15 protein-coding genes are annotated in these 14,130 nt (G+C 59.4%); 9 read left to right on the forward strand and 6 right to left on the reverse strand.

The genetic code is table 11. From position 1 onward, the window contains the following. Positions 1-2: 2 nt before the first annotated feature. Both AC2CHD_RS05795 and AC2CHD_RS05800 read right to left on the reverse strand, forming a co-directional pair. Positions 3-1,091: a hypothetical protein gene (locus AC2CHD_RS05795; protein WP_484552897.1), complete on the reverse strand. Its 1,089-nt coding sequence runs from the start codon at positions 1,089-1,091 to the stop codon at positions 3-5. A 20-nt stretch (positions 1,092-1,111) separates the two neighbouring features. Beyond that, positions 1,112-2,044, reverse strand: a complete 933-nt coding sequence (locus AC2CHD_RS05800; RefSeq protein WP_484552898.1) for a LysR family transcriptional regulator — start codon at positions 2,042-2,044, stop codon at positions 1,112-1,114. A gap of 102 nt (positions 2,045-2,146) precedes the next feature. Here AC2CHD_RS05800 and AC2CHD_RS05805 point away from each other — a divergent pair, with 102 nt between their 5' ends. Beyond that, positions 2,147-3,157, forward strand: coding sequence for a YeiH family protein (locus AC2CHD_RS05805; RefSeq protein WP_484552899.1), 1,011 nt, complete (start codon positions 2,147-2,149; stop codon positions 3,155-3,157). Between the two features lie 9 nt (positions 3,158-3,166). Here AC2CHD_RS05805 and AC2CHD_RS05810 read toward each other — a convergent pair whose 3' ends face one another. Next, a complete protein-coding gene (locus AC2CHD_RS05810; RefSeq protein ID WP_229448623.1) occupies positions 3,167-3,787 on the reverse strand; it encodes a thymidine kinase in 621 nt (206 codons plus the stop codon). A 226-nt stretch (positions 3,788-4,013) separates the two neighbouring features. Here AC2CHD_RS05810 and AC2CHD_RS05815 point away from each other — a divergent pair, with 226 nt between their 5' ends. The 6 genes from AC2CHD_RS05815 to AC2CHD_RS05840 all read left to right on the forward strand — a co-directional run bounded on the left by AC2CHD_RS05815 (position 4,014) and on the right by AC2CHD_RS05840 (position 9,642). Then, positions 4,014-4,961 (forward strand): choline ABC transporter substrate-binding protein, encoded by a 948-nt coding sequence (locus AC2CHD_RS05815; RefSeq protein ID WP_484552900.1) that lies wholly within the window; start codon positions 4,014-4,016, stop codon positions 4,959-4,961. A gap of 135 nt (positions 4,962-5,096) precedes the next feature. After that, entirely contained in the window at positions 5,097-5,951 is an 855-nt protein-coding gene (gene choW / locus AC2CHD_RS05820) for a choline ABC transporter permease subunit (protein WP_484552901.1), read from the forward strand. After that, complete coding sequence (gene choV, locus AC2CHD_RS05825) at positions 5,948-7,135, forward strand: choline ABC transporter ATP-binding protein (RefSeq protein ID WP_484552902.1); 1,188 nt, start codon at positions 5,948-5,950, stop codon at positions 7,133-7,135. Before choW ends, choV begins: the two co-directional genes overlap by 4 nt. A 92-nt stretch (positions 7,136-7,227) precedes the next feature. Then, positions 7,228-7,989: a 3-hydroxyacyl-CoA dehydrogenase gene (locus AC2CHD_RS05830; protein WP_484552903.1), complete on the forward strand. Its 762-nt coding sequence runs from the start codon at positions 7,228-7,230 to the stop codon at positions 7,987-7,989. Positions 7,990-8,071: 82 nt separating this feature from the next. Further along, a complete protein-coding gene (locus tag AC2CHD_RS05835) occupies positions 8,072-8,842 on the forward strand; it encodes a HugZ family pyridoxamine 5'-phosphate oxidase (RefSeq protein WP_484552904.1) in 771 nt (256 codons plus the stop codon). Beyond that, a complete protein-coding gene (locus AC2CHD_RS05840; protein ID WP_484552905.1) occupies positions 8,839-9,642 on the forward strand; it encodes a TrmH family RNA methyltransferase in 804 nt (267 codons plus the stop codon). The genes AC2CHD_RS05835 and AC2CHD_RS05840 overlap by 4 nt, the downstream gene beginning before the upstream one ends. Positions 9,643-9,644: 2 nt before the next feature. Here the strand turns inward: AC2CHD_RS05840 and AC2CHD_RS05845 are convergent, their stop codons facing one another. Both AC2CHD_RS05845 and AC2CHD_RS05850 read right to left on the reverse strand, forming a co-directional pair. Then, entirely contained in the window at positions 9,645-10,883 is a 1,239-nt protein-coding gene (locus tag AC2CHD_RS05845) for a coiled-coil domain-containing protein (protein ID WP_484552906.1), read from the reverse strand. 160 nt (positions 10,884-11,043) lie between these two features. Further along, the gene (locus AC2CHD_RS05850) at positions 11,044-11,634 is read right to left on the reverse strand and encodes a DUF1134 domain-containing protein (protein ID WP_484552907.1); all 591 of its coding nucleotides are present in this window, start codon (positions 11,632-11,634) and stop codon (positions 11,044-11,046) included. 363 nt (positions 11,635-11,997) lie between these two features. Here AC2CHD_RS05850 and chpT point away from each other — a divergent pair, with 363 nt between their 5' ends. Further along, the gene (chpT, locus tag AC2CHD_RS05855) at positions 11,998-12,630 is read left to right on the forward strand and encodes a histidine phosphotransferase ChpT (RefSeq protein WP_229448611.1); all 633 of its coding nucleotides are present in this window, start codon (positions 11,998-12,000) and stop codon (positions 12,628-12,630) included. A gap of 102 nt (positions 12,631-12,732) precedes the next feature. Further along, positions 12,733-13,101 (forward strand): response regulator, encoded by a 369-nt coding sequence (locus AC2CHD_RS05860; protein WP_229448610.1) that lies wholly within the window; start codon positions 12,733-12,735, stop codon positions 13,099-13,101. 92 nt (positions 13,102-13,193) lie between these two features. Here AC2CHD_RS05860 and ctrA read toward each other — a convergent pair whose 3' ends face one another. After that, the gene (ctrA, locus tag AC2CHD_RS05865) at positions 13,194-13,889 is read right to left on the reverse strand and encodes a response regulator transcription factor CtrA (RefSeq protein WP_223021304.1); all 696 of its coding nucleotides are present in this window, start codon (positions 13,887-13,889) and stop codon (positions 13,194-13,196) included. Positions 13,890-14,130: the final 241 nt, after the last annotated feature.

Consider the following 14,130-nt stretch of genomic DNA (forward strand, 5'->3'; position numbering starts at 1 on the left):
CATCAGCTGCGAACGTAATTCGCGGCGTCGTGCTTCTTCATCACGTCCTCAAAGCGGCGGGCGAAGGCATCGTCGGCAAGCTTCTTGCGGCGCTGGATGTCGGCGGTGGTGACCATGTTTTTCTCATGCAATTCAAGCAGGTCGCCAATGTGCCGCTGAGCGGCTGCGCCGATGCCAGCCATCGTCTCCTCGGCGGTGTTGTCGACCTTCGAGCCGAGAGTGTTGATGCGGTGGGCCACGTCCTGCTGGGCTGCGGTCTTCAATGAATCTTCAAGCGCCTTGTAGAGAACGATGCGCTGTTCGGTGTCGATGGTGAGCTTGTTGATCAGCGTCGACTGGGCCGCGATCTGGTTGTTGAGCGAATCCACGAAGGTCTGGAACATGGAGGTGTAGCGCTCAAGCGTCTGGCTTTCGGCAAGAAGCTCCTGCTCCTTCGCCTGTGCCTCATTGTATTCGGTGGCAAGCTTCGAGCGTTCTCCCTCGAGCTCCGTGCGGTCCTTCTGGCTCGTGGAAGCGGCGATCCGGTTTTCGATGTCGAGCAGCATCGGGTTGAGTTCCTCGATGCGTTTCTGGGTCGCTTCCAAGGTTTCCATCGTGGTTTTGCGCCGTTCGATGACCTTGGCAAGGCTGGCCTCAGAGGTCTGGTAGCGCTCTTCGAGCACCTGCTTCTGATCCTTCAGAATACCGGTGATGGTGTCCGATTTTGAAAGCAGTTCCTGCAGATTGCCTGCCAGAGACATGTTGCGGACACGCTCGGTGCGCATGCGCTGCTTCTTCTGCTTGGAGAAGATGCCGATAAAATTTTCCCAGCCCGTATAGCTTTTCATGCTCTCGAACTCGGAGCCGAAGACATTGGTCGCGTCCTCAAGGCCGATGATCAGGTCGGCGATGTTGGTTTCCATCACCTTCTGCTGCGTCAAGACATCCTGAATGCGGGCATTCTCGATGTCGAAATCGGCCTGGCCGATCTTTTCGTCAGTGCGGGCAAGCTTGTCGAGCACAGTGCCCGACTGCTCGAGCCTCGAGCGCATCTCGTCGACCACCTCACGGGTCTTCGCGATCTCCGTGTCGAAATTCTGCAAGGTGGCCATGATGATACGCTCCGCAAAGGTCAGGGTTGCGGAAATATATGTGGGTCGATTGACGATTGAAAGACGTTACCGGCCTCGACGCACAATTCCTCAAGCGCGGTGGCAGCGCCACTCTGGCGTCGCTCTCTGTGCCGCAACAGGCTGAAGTCGCGTGCGCCAAGATTGATATTGGCCAGTTTCAGGAGACCACGCTCCACCAGGGGGCCTGCGGCAGACATGGAGATGGCCGCAGCGCAATCACTCTCGCGCGCGGCGGAAAGCACTGCCTCATTGGAGGGAAACTCCATGACCAGATTGAGCCCGGCTGGGTCGACACCCATCTCGGTTAACGTGCTTTCGAAGGCAGCACGCGTGCCTGATCCCTCCTCCCGCATGATCCATGACGCTCCCGAGATGAGGTCTTTCGGCGTAAGAGGCGGCCCCTCGGCCCACGGGTGCGTGGGTGCGACCACGACTGCCATGACATCCCGATCCACACGGCGCACGGTGAGCGCCGGCTCATCCACCCTCCCCTCGACCAGCCCCACCTCGGCCACGCCTTCCAGCATTGCGTCTGCCACCATGCGGGTGTTGCCCACAGTGAGTTTCAACGAGATGCCGGGGTAAAGCTTGTGAAACCGCATGAGCACCGGCGGCAGCCAGTAGCTAGCCACCGTCTGGCTCGCATGGACATTGAGCGTGCCGCGCCGCAGCCCGCCAAGCTCTGAAAGCATGGTTTCGGCCGAGCGCACCCGCGCGAGCGTCGCCTGCGCCTCGCCAAGAAATACCTTGCCGACACGTGTCAGCTCGATGCGGCGGCCAACGCGGTGAAAAAGCTCGACACCATAATAGCTCTCAAGCGCCTTGATCGATGCACTGACGGCAGAGGGCGTACGCCCGACAGCGGCGGCAGCCTGGGTCAGGTGCTCCCGCTCGGCGACGGCCACAAAGATCAGCAATTGTTCAAAAGTCATGGGATCATTCGATTTTCACGAATGAAATATGACATATTATTCGATAGAAGTCGATAAATGCTCATGCGACCAAGAATGCGTTCATCGCATCAGGTCGCATTCATGTCCGCACTTCGCCACCCGTTTCAGCTTCTTCCCGGCGTTTTTCTCTCCCTCCTTGTCGCCGGGGTGGTGCTTGTGGCCGCGTGGGCGGAGCAGGTTTTTCTCGGCGAGGCATGGCTTGAAGGACTGGTTCTCGCCATTCTGTTCGGCGCCGCGATAAGCTCCATCGCGCGCATCAGCCCTGCCTTCCGCCCCGGCATCGATTTTTGTGCCAAGGCGGTGCTGGAAGTGGCGATCGTTTTGCTCGGTGCCTCCATCAGTCTCGCAGCCCTTGGCGATGCGGGCCTCGGACTTGTGGGCGGCATTGTCGGCGTGGTCGTACTCTCGCTCGTTGCAGGCTATGCGATCAGCCGCGCGCTCGGCCTCTCGCGTGGACTGGCAACGCTGGTCGCCTGTGGAAACTCCATTTGTGGCAATTCGGCCATTGCAGCCGCAGCACCCGTGATCCGCGCCGAAGCATCGGAAGTGGCCGCCTCCCTGTCCTTCACGGCATTTCTGAGCATTCTTGTCGTGCTGCTTTTGCCCGTCATTTATGCGGCCATCGGCATGAGCCCGGTCCAGTCGGGCGTGCTTGCCGGCCTCACAGTCTATGCGGTGCCTCAGGTGCTGGCCGCCGCCGCGCCGGCCGGCGCAATCGGCATTCAGGTGGGAACACTGGTCAAACTGGTTCGTGTGCTGATGCTCGGGCCGGTGATCTTCCTTTTAGGGCTGACCCACGGGCGTAGGACCGGCGTCAAGCTTGGGTTCTTCGAGATGGTGCCCTGGTTCATCATCGGTTTTCTGGCCATGATGGGGCTGCGCTCGGCAGACCTCATCCCCGCCCCGGCGCTTCCCGTCATGCATGAAACGTCGGGGCTTCTGACGATTGTCGCCATGGCAGCACTTGGTCTGACGGTCGATATGAGAAGCGTGATGAAGAGCGGCGGGCGCGTGATCGTCGCAGCCCTTCTGTCGCTGACTGCGCTGGGTGTGGCGAGCTATGCGCTCATCCGCTTTCTGGGTATCGCCTGAGCGAGCAGACTAGTCGGCAGCACTCCCGGCAAACCCCACAAGATCCTCCGCCTTCCAGCGCCCCATCTCTTCCTCCCAGTGCTTTCGGCAAAGCGAAACGTAGACATCCTTGCCGATGGCGACCTGCGCGCCCTTTTTCGCGACCTTGCCGTCAGGCCCGAGCCGCACCACCATGGTGGCCTTGCGGCCACAGCGGCAGATCGTGCGTACTTCGCGCAGCTCGTCCGCCAGCGCCAGAAGTGCCTGCGATCCGGTGAAGAGATTGCCCTGAAAATCGGTCCTCAGCCCGTAGCACATGACCGGGATGCCCAGCCTGTCTGCCACGCGGGCGAGCTGCCAGACCTGTTCTTCTTCCAGAAATTGCGCTTCGTCGACAAATACGCAGTGAACCGTCGTGTGGTCGTGGTGCTCGGCGATGCGCGCAAAAAGGTCATCGCCATCGCGGAACATTTCCGCATCGCTGTCGAGCCCGATGCGCGAGGAAATATAGCCGCCATCTTCCTTGCGGTAGTGGCCCGCGACGAACAGCATCGTGTTCATCCCGCGCTCGCGGTAATTGTAGGATGCCTGCAGGAGCATGGTCGACTTGCCGGCATTCATGGTCGCGTAGTGGAAGTAGAGTTTTGCCATCGCGCTGCCTGTATCGTTCGCGCTCTTAAACACCACCAGCAGACTTTAGAAAACGCCGCAACGCCATTCTTCCACCAAATACCGTCGCATACGACGCCTTGCATGGCGCAAACAGACACCTGTTTGTGCTTGCAGCGCCCCTGAATTGGTGCTTGCCTTTGAAATAACGCGCAAAGCCGGTTAAGACCCGCGCTCAGCCAAGAACAAACACAGAGGAGAGCCGTCAATGTTACCGAGCCGAAAAACGTCCCAGGTCCTTGCGCTCGCCGCAAGTCTCGCATCGGGCACCGCATTCGCCGCCGAACCGGAGTCCTGCCAGTCCGTAACTTTCTCGGATGTCGGCTGGACCGATATCACCGCAACAACGGCCACTGCCTCGGTGGTGCTGGAGGGGCTTGGCTATGAGCCCGAAACGCAGGTACTTTCAGTGCCGGTGACCTATGCATCGCTCAAGAACAATGACGTGGACGTCTTCCTCGGCAACTGGATGCCGACCATGGAGGCCGATATCGCGCCTTACCGCGAGGATGGCACGGTGGAAACCGTGGTCACCAATCTGGAAGGCGCGAAATACACGCTGGCCGTTCCGCAGTATACCTATGATGCGGGTCTCAAGAGCTTTGCCGATATCGCCAAGTTTGCCGACGAGCTGGACGGCAAGATCTATGGCATCGAGCCCGGCAATGACGGCAACCGCCTGATCCTCGACATGATCGAGAACGACACGTTCGGTCTCAAGGATTTCGAAGTGGTGGAGAGCTCGGAAGCCGGCATGCTTTCGCAGGTGCGCCGCGCTGTGGGATCGAAGGAGCACGTGGTGTTCCTCGGTTGGGAACCGCACCCGATGAACGCCAATATCGAGATGGTCTATCTGGAAGGCGGCGACGATGTGTTCGGCCCCAATTATGGCGGCGCGACAGTGCACACCAACACCCGCGCAGGCCTTTCCGAAGAATGCCCCAACCTCGGCAAGCTTTTGAAGAACATGGTCTTTTCTCTCCAGATGGAGAATGAGATCATGGGCAAGATCCTTGACGACGGCGCCGAGCCGCAAAAGGCCGCCGAAGAATGGCTCAAGGCCAATCCGGACACGCTCGGTCCGTGGCTCGAAGGGGTGACCACGTTTGAGGGCGAGCCCGGTCTCGATGCCTTGAAGGCGCATCTGGGCATGTAGACGACAGGACGGTGCGGGGTGCCCGGGCAGGCACTCCGCGGCGTCTCCCTTTCGGCCTGAAGGCCGAAAGTCCGCCGCACCGACGGCACACGCAACGCATAAGAAGAAATCCGAAAAAAGGAACTCCCCGGGCTCATGGACCCTCTTTCAGAATGGATCGCTGACTGGAAAACTCCCATCGGCCGGTGGGGCCGAGACTTCTTCGACTTTCTGACCACCAATTTTGCCTGGCTGTTCGACACGCTGGCAGATGTTCTGGCCGACGTGCTCGACGGAATGGTGGACATTTTGCTGGCCGTTCCCGCCATCGTTCTGGTGCTTGCCATTGCAGCACTTGCCTATGCGCTGCAACGCTCCTGGAAGCTTTCAGTCGCGGTCGCGCTCGGCCTGCTTTTCATCATCAATCAGGGTTTATGGGAAGAAACGGTTGAAACGCTGGTGCTCGTCGTGGCCGCGGCCGCCGTGTCCATGGCGATTGGCGTTCCCGTTGGCATCTGGGCAGCGCACAATCCTCGCGTCTATCAGTTTCTGCGACCGGTGCTCGATCTGATGCAGACACTGCCGACCTTCGTTTATCTCATCCCCGTTCTCATCCTGTTCGGCCTGGGTGCCGCACCCGGCCTGATCGTGACCGTGATCTTCGCTTCACCGGCGCCAATCCGGCTCACCTATCTCGGCATCACCTCCGTGCCTCAGCCCATGATTGAGGCCGGCCATGCGTTCGGCGCTACGAAACGGCAGCTCCTGTGGAAGGTGGAACTGCCGGCTGCCCTGCCCTCCATCATGGCGGGTCTCACCCAATGCATCATGCTCTCGCTTTCCATGGTCGTCATCGCTGCACTGATCGGTGCAGATGGGCTCGGAAAACCGGTGGTGCGCGCACTCAACTCGGTCAACATTCCTCTCGGGCTTGAAGCCGGCCTCGCCATCGTCGTGCTGGCGATCATTCTCGACCGCATCGCGCGCATCGAGCGGGGGAGCGACAAATGAGCGTGGCCATCGATTTCAAAAAGGTCGACATCCTCTTTGGGACGGATCGCCAGAAGGCCGAAGCGCTTCCGCTGGTGGATGCGGGCAGGAACCGCGAGGAAATCCTTGCCGAAACCGGCGCGGTGCTCGGCTGTGCCCATTGCGACCTCACCGTCGAGCGCGGCGAGATATCCGTTTTGATGGGGCTTTCGGGATCGGGCAAGTCCACATTGCTGCGTGCGGTGAACCGGCTGAACACTGTGGCGCGTGGCAATGTCGTCGTTCACGACGGCGACTGGCAGGCGGACGTGGTGAACTGCTCGCAAGCCGAATTGCGCAAGATCCGCCGCGAGTGCGTGGCGATGGTCTTCCAGCAATTCGCCCTCCTGCCCTGGCGCACGGTGGCGGAGAATGTCGGCTTCGGGCTGGAGCTGGCAGGTGTGCCTGCCAAGGAGCGCAAAGAACGCGTGATGGCGCAGCTCGATCTGGTGCATCTGACCGACTGGGCCGACAAATATGCCCATGAGCTTTCGGGCGGAATGCAGCAGCGTGTGGGCCTTGCCCGCGCCTTTGCCACGGAAGCGCCGATCCTGCTCATGGACGAGCCCTTCTCCGCGCTCGATCCGCTCATCCGCACCAAGCTGCAGGACGAGTTGCTGGAACTCCAGGAGCGCCTGAAAAAGACCATCCTGTTCGTGAGCCACGATCTTGAGGAAGCGCTCAAGATCGGCAACCGCATCTCCATCATGGAAGGCGGTCGGATCGTGCAAACGGGCACCCCGGAAGACATCGTTCTTGCACCCGAAAACGATTATGTGCGGGACTTCATTTCCAATGTGAATCCGCTCTCTGTGCTGACCGCCTGGAACGTGATGCGCGATGTGCGCGACCTGGAGGCGGCCGGCGAAGGCTGGCTGTGGCTCGACCGGCGCAAGACCACGCGGTTCAAGTTCGATGACAACATGCTGGTCATCGATGCTGAGAGAAACGGCAAGCCTGCCATCTGGGTCTCCTGCGACAATGTCGAAGACCTGCCCGAGGACAGGCCAAAGGTCTTCTGGGCGACGGCGGGTACGCCGTTGCGAACCGTGATGCGGGCCATGCAGCAATCCCAGACGGCGCCGGTGGCGCTGTTTGACGAGGCCTCACGTTTTGTCGGGGCGATTGGCATACGCGACGTGCTTGGCGCCATCATCCGGCGCTGAGCATCTCCACACAGCGGCATTGCGCAGATGCCGCTTTTCCAGCCCGGCCTCCCTCGCTAGTGTCTTGACGACACATTGAGGGAGGCAGTCTCATGAACCCATCCGGCATCGTTGCACTCGTTACGGGCGGAGGCTCAGGTCTTGGTGAAGCGACCGCGCGCGCGCTCGCCGACAAAGGCGCAAAGATCGCCATCGCCGATGTCGGCATGGAGAGAGCCGAAGCGGTGGCTGCCGATATCGGCGGCATTGCGGTCAAATGCGATGTCACCAGCGAAGCCGATGGTCTGGCGGCTCTGGTTGAAGCAACGAAAAAGCTCGGTGCGCCCCGCATACTGGTGAATTGCGCCGGCATTGTCACGGCCACTAAGACCGTCGGTCGGGATGGGCCCCACCCGCTCGATCTTTATCGCAAGGTGATCGAGATCAACCTCCTTGGCACGTTCAACATGATCCGCCTGTTTGCCGCCCAGGCCCAGGAACTCGAACCGCTTGAGGGTGGCGAGCGCGGGGTCATCGTCAACACCGCGTCGGTGGCAGCCTTCGACGGCCAGATCGGCCAGGTGGCCTACTCCGCCTCCAAAGGCGGGGTGGTGGGCATGACACTGCCCATCGCGCGCGATCTTTCACGCTCCGGCATCCGGGTTTGCACCATCGCTCCGGGCATCTTCAAGACGCCGATGATGGCGAGCCTGCCGGAAGAGGCGCAGGCCTCGCTCGGCCAGCAGGTGCCCTTCCCGCCGCGCCTCGGTGAACCATCCGAATATGCAGCGCTTGCCTGCCATATCGTCGAGAACCAGATGCTGAATGGCGAGACCATCCGCCTCGACGGCGCGATCCGCATGGCGCCGAAATAGCAGACTACGGAAAATCCACCGTCGCCGCTTGCAGCCGAAAGCATGATCGGCGAAGGAGATGCTTCAACGGATTGAGGCATCGATGAGCGAAGGAAAAACAAAAGACGTCATTCTCGAAACGGATGCGGATGCCATTCGTCTTGCGAAGACGCTTATGCGCGCTGCGCGCTTCGGTGGACTGGCGACAATCGATCCAGAAGACGGCGCACCCTTTGCCACCCGCGTTGCCACCGCAACCGATCTGGACGGCGCACCGCTCATCCTGGTGTCTGGACTGTCCGCTCATACGAAGGGGCTGGAATCCGATCCGCGCTGCTCCCTCCTGTTGGGCGAACCCGGCAAAGGCGACCCGCTGGCGCATCCACGCCTTTCCGTCAAGGCTGCCGCATTGCGGCTGGAGCACGAGAGCGAAGACCATGCGCGCGCCAAGCGTCGCTATCTCGCACGCCATCCCAAGGCCAAGCTGTATATCGATTTCCCGGATTTCTCTCTCTACCGGCTGGAGCCAAAGACGGCACTTCTCAATGGAGGATTTGCACGAGCCTACAAGCTGTCTCGAACGGAACTTGTGATCGATAGCCCGGCACTCACCGGCCTGGCCGAAGCAGAAGTGGGTGCCATCGCCCATATGAACAGCGACCATGCAGACGCGATTGAAAACTACGCCCGCCATTTTGCCAATGCTCCCTCAGGAAAATGGCAACTGACCGGGATTGACCCCGAGGGGATCGACCTGGCACTCGGCGACCGAACGTGCCGCATTTTCTTCAAATCTCCGCTAAGCGACACGAAACAGATGCGCCACACCCTTGTGGCGATGGCAAAGGAAGCGCGCATGGGGCTCGCCAGTTGAAACGGAAGCTCTTATCTATCGCAAGCGCCGAAGATCCTCGCATCGCTGCCTATCGCCATATTCGCGAACGCGATCTCGTGGGAAGGCAGGGCCGTTTCGTGGCCGAAGGGCGGGTGGTGCTCAACGTGCTCTTCTCCACAAGCCGGTTCACAGCCGAAAGCGTGTTTCTGCGCGAAAACCGTGTGGCCGGGCTCGGCGACCTGATTGAGCGCATTCCCGAAGACGTTCCAATCTATACAGCCAGCGCTGCGGTCATGGACGAGGTTGCCGGTTTCGAGATCCATCGGGGCATTCTGGCAATCGGTCGCAAGCGCGAAACAAGCGGCGAAGCGCTGCTCGATACGCTGCCCGACGCGGCGCTGGTGGTCGCCCTTGCGGGCATATCCAATCACGACAATATGGGCTCGATCTTCCGCAACGCAGCTTCCTTCGGCGCTGCCGCCGTGCTTCTCACCAACGATTGTTGCGATCCGCTCTACCGCAAGGCTATCCGTGTATCGGTAGGGGCTACGCTGAAAGTTCCCTTCGCACGGTTCAGCGATACAGCCAGTCTTGCAGCGGCACTACAGGATCGGGGCTATTCAATTCTCGCGCTGAGCCCACAAGGAAAGATGGACATTGCGGAGATAAAGCGCGACCCGCGCCATGCGTTGCTTCTTGGCAGCGAGGGGCATGGACTTTCGGAAGAGGACATGAGGCGGCTTCCCACCGCACGCATTGCGATGGCCCCGGATTTCGACAGTCTCAACGTGGCCGCAGCCTCTGCGATTGCCCTACACCGGCTCTGGCGCCCGGTCTGATGCTAGGATGCACGTTCGCGCAGAATGCGCACTCTTTCCGCAAGGCTCATGGGGCGGCCGTCGCCTCCTGTCTCCTGAGACCGAAGTGCTTCGGCGATTGGTGAACTCTCCCCTTCCAGGGATGCCGTCAGACCGATCACTTCTGCCGCCAGGCTATGGATCTGCTCGCGCAACGCTCCATCCGCCTGTGCATGATCGGCTGCCTTGGCACGCGGAGCCTTTCCGTTTTTCTTGTTCTCAGAAAGCTCGGCACGCAGTTTCTTGTTTTCCTGAAGCAGCCTGGAAATCCGTGTCTTGAGTTTTTCCTGATCACCGTCGGAAGACTGTTGAACGACCGTCGTCTTTGCACCTCCATCGGCCAAAAGCGTACGAAGTTGCAGGGATTTGTCTGCAAGTTCACGTGACAGGCGCTCGCATTCCGCCTCCGCTTCCTTCAGCCGGCGAGCACCCTCCTCAGACAAGCTGGCCTCGCTCGCCCCATTCTTCTCCTTGCGGAGACGTGCAATTTCGGCTTCACGGCGCTCAAGCTTCTCCTCGTGTTCGTACAGCGCCCTCATCTGTGCCTCCAGCTTTTTCTGAAGATCCGCGTTGCGCTTCTCGGCCACTTTCAAGCCGGCTTCAGCCTCTTTGCGAGCGGTTTCGGCTTCGCGTGCTGCGCGAACCGCATCCTTGCGATCACGGCGAAGTTCGGCCAGATCATCCTCCACCTTGCGCAATTCCGTCTCGCGAGCGACCATTTCGATCTGCCGGCTGCTCGCCAGCAAGCGCTCTTCCTCATAGCGGTCATTGAGCTCCGTCAGCGCGCTGCCGCGCACTTCAAGCTCCGAGAGCGCTTCCTCCAGCTTGGTTTCAAGCATGGAAATGACTTCGGCGTTCTCCGCCAGGGCCGTGCGCTGTTTTTCGGTCTCGCTGCGCAATTCGGCAATCACCTTGTCCTGTGCGTCGCGATCCTCGGCAAGCTGCCGGGCCTCATCGCTCAACCGGGCAATTTCGACCAGTTGCGAAGACGTCTTCGCATTCAGGGACTCGATGTTCATCTCGAGCCGGCGGGCCGCCATGGCATGGCTGGCGCGCAACCGATCTTTCTCCGCCTCGAGTTCATTGGTGGAAAGCGGCATGCTGGCTTCTATCCGCTTTGTCGTAAGCCGCACCGCCCTGCGCCACACAAGCGGCGCCAAAGCAAGAGCGAGAAACCCTGCGATAAAAAAGCCCAGAAGAATAAGCAGTATCGTCGTGATCACCGCATGAAACCCATTTCGTCGAGGAAACCCTGCATGTGCAGTTGTTACCTCATTGGGTCACGCAAAGCGACACGCACGTCAAGCTGATACGCTCAGGAAGCCGTTTTGACCATTGGGGACGGCGGACCGATCAGTTGCCCGCCACCGTGGGAGAGCCACCTTAGAAAGGATTCCAGGTCGGCTGCGGGGTCATTTTCAGATAACCCAGATTGATGCCAAGGCGCGCGCCGACACCGGTGCGGATCGGAACCAAAATCATGTTGTCATTGGTCAGCGCATTGAAGCCAAGACCCGCCACCAGGTAAGCAGAGCCCGCAACGCCGCCGAAACGTCGATAAAGATCGTTCACGGAGTTGAGGTTGTAGACGAGGATCATGACGCGGGATCCCTGACCGCCATAGTCCCAGCCGATAGATGGTCCCTGCCAGAAGACCTTATGGTCGCCAGCGTTCTTGGTATAGAGCATGCCCTCGCCATAGGTCAGGCCTCCGATGAATGCTCCGGAGCCTTCCTCGCCAAGAACATATCCGTTCGGCAAGCCGTAATTGGAAAAGACCTTCTCCACCACGGTTGCCAGACCACCCGTGGTGGCACCGAAAAATCCGTGTCCGGCGTCAACGATCTCCTGAGCTGTGTAACCATTGTTGGCCCGTGCCGTATTGGTGGTCACGGAGATGGCGCCCAGGCCGACCGCGAAAACCACCAGAAAAAGCTGGATAAACCGCGTCCAATCAAAAAGCCGTGCAGGCATTGTTCATTCTCCATCCATGAGTGGCTGTCATAGACCCAGACCGCCCACCGTTACCCCGCCAAGAGCCACGATTGCTTCAAAATAGGCCGTGAATCTTTTCCAACTGTTAACCTCAACCTGAAACATGGCCGGCGCATGGCCCCACGCCCGGGATGAGCGTCTGTCGCCCGCGCCATTTCAGGCCAAACTGTTGCCGGTTTTCGCGCGCCTGTGTAACCAGAAGCAGCGCGTTCCATGATCTGATTCGGTTGGTGACTGGAGCCTGTTCGAAGTCGGAACCACAAGAGCAAAGACCGGCCGGCACCGCAGCGTCCACAGGCGGCGATGGCCCGATCGGCAACAACGTCTGGAGGACAGATGCCTATGTCCGAACTTTTCTCATTGAGCGCAACCGATCTCGCCGCTCTTCTGTGCAGCCGCGTATGCCACGACATCATTTCGCCGGTAGGTGCGATCAACAACGGCCTAGAACTATTAGATGAGGGCGGCGCTGACGAAGATGCCATGGCCCTGATCCGCGCCAGCGCAGTCAACGCCTCGGCACGCCTTCAATTTGCGCGCATCGCTTTTGGCGCCGCCGGCTCGGCTGGCATGCAGATCGATACAGGAGATGCACAGGCAGTGGCCACGGCCTTCATAGCGAACGAAAAGCCCGACCTTGAATGGCACGGCGCGCGTGCGCTTCTGCCCAAGAACCAGGTAAAACTTTTGCTGAACCTGTTGCTGGTTGCCAATTCCGCTATCCCACGCGGCGGCAAACTGCGTGTTTACCTAGAAAATCTTGAAAGCGCGCCTGCCTTCAAGATCAAGGCCGAGGGGCCAATGCTCCGCGTGCCCCCAAAATTTCTGGAGCTTCACTCTGGAAGCAAACCGGAAGAGCCCATCGATGCCCACAGCGTTCAGTTTTACTACACGCTGCTTCTGGCGCGCGATACCGGCATGACCGTCAATATTCGCGCCACGGCCGATGAGATCATCCTGTCTGCAGGGAAATAGTCCGTTAACCATAAGTCTTTGCGGCAGCTTTACCAGCCGTGCTCCATAATCCTTCCTGCTTGCCTGACAGCGGCAACTGCATTGCACGAAAGGATGTGGAAAATGGCTCGCTGCCTGATCGTCGACGATTCCAGCGTCATCCGGAAGGTCGCCAAACGGATACTCGCCAGCGCGGAAATGATGGTCACTGAGGCGGCCAGTGGGCAGGAGGCCCTCGATCTGTCTGCCCACGATATGGCCGACATCATCATCATCGACAGCTCTCTGCCGGATATGGACTCAAGCGATCTCGTTCGCCGGTTGATGGCTTTGCCGGCAGAGTTCAAGCCTTATATTCTCTTGTGTCTTGCTGAGCTCGACCTCGGCGCGATCATGCGCGCGAAGCGGGCTGGTGCCCAAGGCTACATGTTGAAGCCTTTTACGCGCGCGCAATTGCTCGAGCAGTTCCGAGAGTTTCAGACCGCCGCATAGCACCCGGCCACAATAGAAATAGATCCAGGCAAAGCAAAAAACCCGGCCTCGCGGCCGGGTTTGCGCGTTTTTGAAGGGGATTCGAGAAGGTGTCAGGCGCTTTCGCGAATTTCCTCGGGCTCGCGCAATACGTAACCGCGCCCCCACACCGTCTCGATGAAGTTCTGACCGCCGGATGCTGCATCAAGCTTTTTGCGAAGCTTACAGATGAAGACGTCGATGATCTTCAATTCCGGCTCGTCCATTCCGCCATAAAGATGGTTCAGGAACATCTCTTTGGTGAGCGTCGTTCCCTTGCGGAGCGAAAGCAGCTCCAACATCTGGTATTCCTTGCCCGTCAGGTGGACGCGCTGTCCAGCGACCTCAACCGTCTTGGCATCCAGGTTCACAATCAGATCACCGGTGGTGATGACCGACTGTGCATGCCCCTTGGAGCGACGCACGATGGCGTGAATACGCGCCACCAGCTCGTCCTTGTGGAAGGGCTTGGTCATATAGTCATCCGCACCGAAGCCGAGGCCCCGCACCTTGTCCTCGATGCCGGCCATGCCGGAGAGGATAAGGATCGGCGTCTTCACTTTCGAAAGGCGCAGTGTCCGCAGGACCTCGTAGCCCGACATATCCGGCAGGTTGAGATCAAGCAGTATGATATCGTAATCGTAGAGCTTACCCAGATCGACGCCCTCTTCTCCGAGGTCCGTCGTATAAACATTGAAGCTCTCGGACTTGAGCATCAGTTCGATGCTCTGTGCCGTGGCACTGTCGTCTTCAATCAGCAAAACGCGCATCTTTATCCCCTTCTCGCCGCCGACCCGGCCTGGCAGGCACCCGGCACCGAAGCAATGATTGCCTGAATCGGAGGCTGCCAGTTAATGGTTAACAAAATCTAATTCGGTCTGGCAAGCACCAGATTCCCTTTTCAGCTTTTGAAAGCACCGCTTTGATTCCAATGGTGAAATATCCGCCTATGAATAGATCGAATCACATTAGCAATTCATGCTAACCGACTCTCCCCGCAATCAAATTACG

This window comes from Nitratireductor sp. ATLC21, assembly GCF_057196525.1.

Excerpts from the sequence above, each read along its gene's own strand:
- AC2CHD_RS05805 (WP_484552899.1), top strand. The coding sequence starts at position 2,147 with ATGTCCGCACTTCGCCACCCGTTTCAGCTTCTTCCCGGCGTTTTTCTC.
- AC2CHD_RS05830 (WP_484552903.1), top strand. The coding sequence starts at position 7,228 with ATGAACCCATCCGGCATCGTTGCACTCGTTACGGGCGGAGGCTCAGGT.
- AC2CHD_RS05810 (WP_229448623.1), bottom strand. The coding sequence starts at position 3,787 with ATGGCAAAACTCTACTTCCACTACGCGACCATGAATGCCGGCAAGTCG.
- AC2CHD_RS05795 (WP_484552897.1), bottom strand. The coding sequence starts at position 1,091 with ATGGCCACCTTGCAGAATTTCGACACGGAGATCGCGAAGACCCGTGAG.
- AC2CHD_RS05835 (WP_484552904.1), top strand. The coding sequence starts at position 8,072 with ATGAGCGAAGGAAAAACAAAAGACGTCATTCTCGAAACGGATGCGGAT.
- AC2CHD_RS05850 (WP_484552907.1), bottom strand. The coding sequence starts at position 11,634 with ATGCCTGCACGGCTTTTTGATTGGACGCGGTTTATCCAGCTTTTTCTG.
- choV (WP_484552902.1), top strand. The coding sequence starts at position 5,948 with ATGAGCGTGGCCATCGATTTCAAAAAGGTCGACATCCTCTTTGGGACG.
- AC2CHD_RS05800 (WP_484552898.1), bottom strand. The coding sequence starts at position 2,044 with ATGACTTTTGAACAATTGCTGATCTTTGTGGCCGTCGCCGAGCGGGAG.
- choW (WP_484552901.1), top strand. The coding sequence starts at position 5,097 with ATGGACCCTCTTTCAGAATGGATCGCTGACTGGAAAACTCCCATCGGC.
- AC2CHD_RS05860 (WP_229448610.1), top strand. The coding sequence starts at position 12,733 with ATGGCTCGCTGCCTGATCGTCGACGATTCCAGCGTCATCCGGAAGGTC.
- chpT (WP_229448611.1), top strand. The coding sequence starts at position 11,998 with ATGTCCGAACTTTTCTCATTGAGCGCAACCGATCTCGCCGCTCTTCTG.
- AC2CHD_RS05815 (WP_484552900.1), top strand. The coding sequence starts at position 4,014 with ATGTTACCGAGCCGAAAAACGTCCCAGGTCCTTGCGCTCGCCGCAAGT.
- ctrA (WP_223021304.1), bottom strand. The coding sequence starts at position 13,889 with ATGCGCGTTTTGCTGATTGAAGACGACAGTGCCACGGCACAGAGCATC.